This window comes from Limnoglobus sp. (assembly GCF_059499385.1).
Genome location: NZ_JCABYM010000155.1, coordinates 9180 through 10990 on the forward strand (window position 1 = coordinate 9180; position 1811 = coordinate 10990).

Here is a 1811-nt window from a genome sequence, read left to right on the forward strand (position 1 = left end):
GGTACCCTGTCCGGGCGGCCCCACCTGTGGGGCTTCCCCCCCCCCGCGCCCCCCACCCCCCCCCCCGGGGGGGGGCGGGGGGGGGGCCCCCCCCCGGCCCCCCCCCCCGCGGCCGTTGGTTATTGGCTTCCGTTGGGTTTCGACTTGGATTGTCCGCACGATTGCTTTCTGACGGGCCGCCTCCCCGGCGGCCAAATTCGCACGTCAGGGGCTTAACAGAAAACCCCGGCCCGCCGGCCGAGGTTTCGGTTCGTCCCACCGCGGTCGTCATGCGACGGCCCGGCTCCATCTTCATTCCCTGTTGAGGACGTGTCCATGCGTCAGAAGTCCCCGCGCCTCCGCGCCCGCCCGGAATTGCAAGCCCTCGAGCCCCGGTGGCAGCCCGCCGCCCCGGCCGTCCCGACGTACTCCACGACGTTTACCGACGCCGTGACGGCCGACAACGCCGTCGCCGGCACCGGCGGCCGGACGTTCTGGACGATCGACGCCGGGGCCGACCAGTACCAGACCGACACCTACGAGCGGCCGACGGCCCAGACGTTCCAGGTCCGCCGCGCCGCCGACGGCAGCCGGGTGTTCGCGGCCGAGGAGTATTACGCCAACCTGGACATCGCCCAGGGCCGGGCCGGGGCGGACGACCAGTTCCTGTACGTCGCGATCAAGATGGCCGGGGTGACGCACGCCACGGCCGACGGGCAGGCCAAGGCCGAGGGGCTGATTTACCAGTACGGGTTCCGCATCGGCACGAACGCGGACGGGAACGGCAGCTTCCTCATCACCGCCGACCAGCCGGCCGAGAAGAACGGCAACGGCGCGTTCGGCGGCGAGGGCGTGTACGCCTACTGGGACGCGAACCAGGACGTGGGCGGGACCGGCCGGGATGTCACGAAGGAGGACCGCGAGGCCGAGGTCGGCGGCAACGGGTACGAGGGGGTCGTCGCGGCCGACGGCCGCGGGGCGAACGGCCAGCGGATCGTCTGGACGCGGGTGAGTCCGACCGACCCGACGGTCGTGGAGTTCGCCGTCGATTACTCCAAGCTCGGGCTGACGAAGGCCGACCTGGCGGCCGCGTCGTACTTCGAGCTGGAGGCGAACAAGGGGCTGAAGGACAAGTCGAACTACGCGTGGAACGACGAGTACACGAAGTCCGAGGCCGGCTCGCCGTACCAGGCGGCGACCGGCACGCTGTCCGAGTTCGGCACGCAGGGGCTGGGGAACGTCTACGAACTCGACACGCTCCGCGGCGGGCCGATCGTCCCGCCGGCCCCGCAACGGGGCAGCCTGTCGGGGACCGTCTTCCTGGACCTGAACCAGGACGGCGTCCGCGACGCGACCGACCCCGGCATCGCCGGCGTCCCGATCCACCTGCTGTTCACCGACGCCGACGGCGTGGCGCGGGACATCGTCACCGTGACGCGGGACGACGGGACGTACGAGTTCACCGACCTCGCCCCCGGCGTCTACACGCTCTTCGAGGAGCAGGTCGGCGAGTACATCGACGGGGCCGACGTGCTCGGCAGCCTCGGCGGGATCGCGGAGAACGACCTGTTCCGCGAGATCGTCGTCGGCCCCGGCCAGTTCGGCGTCAACTACGACTTCGGCGAGTTGGTCAACGACGGGGGTAGCAACACGTAATCCCGACCGGCCGCGGCTGTCTGTGCCTTTGTTCCCTCCCCCCTTGGGGGGGAGGGTTAGGGAGGGGGGTGAGCGCGTCCCTCCTCGTAAGAACCGGGGTTGAGCCAGGGGAGCCTGGGGGGGGGGGGGGGGGGGGGGGGGGGGGGGGGGGGGGGGGCGCGGGGGGGCGCGGGCCC

Annotated in this window: 1 protein-coding gene; it reads left to right on the top strand. The window is 71.9% G+C overall.

Annotated features, from left to right (window positions below):
* The first annotated feature begins 315 nt into the window (after window positions 1-315).
* A complete protein-coding gene (locus AC5JJ2_RS27090) occupies window positions 316-1635 on the top strand; it encodes an SdrD B-like domain-containing protein (protein WP_495861184.1) in 1320 nt (439 codons plus the stop codon).
* Window positions 1636-1811 lie beyond the last annotated feature (176 nt).

What these genes read in the sequence shown, in the direction of transcription:
- AC5JJ2_RS27090 (WP_495861184.1), top strand. Translation starts at nt 316, where the DNA reads ATGCGTCAGAAGTCCCCGCGCCTCCGCGCCCGCCCGGAATTGCAAGCC.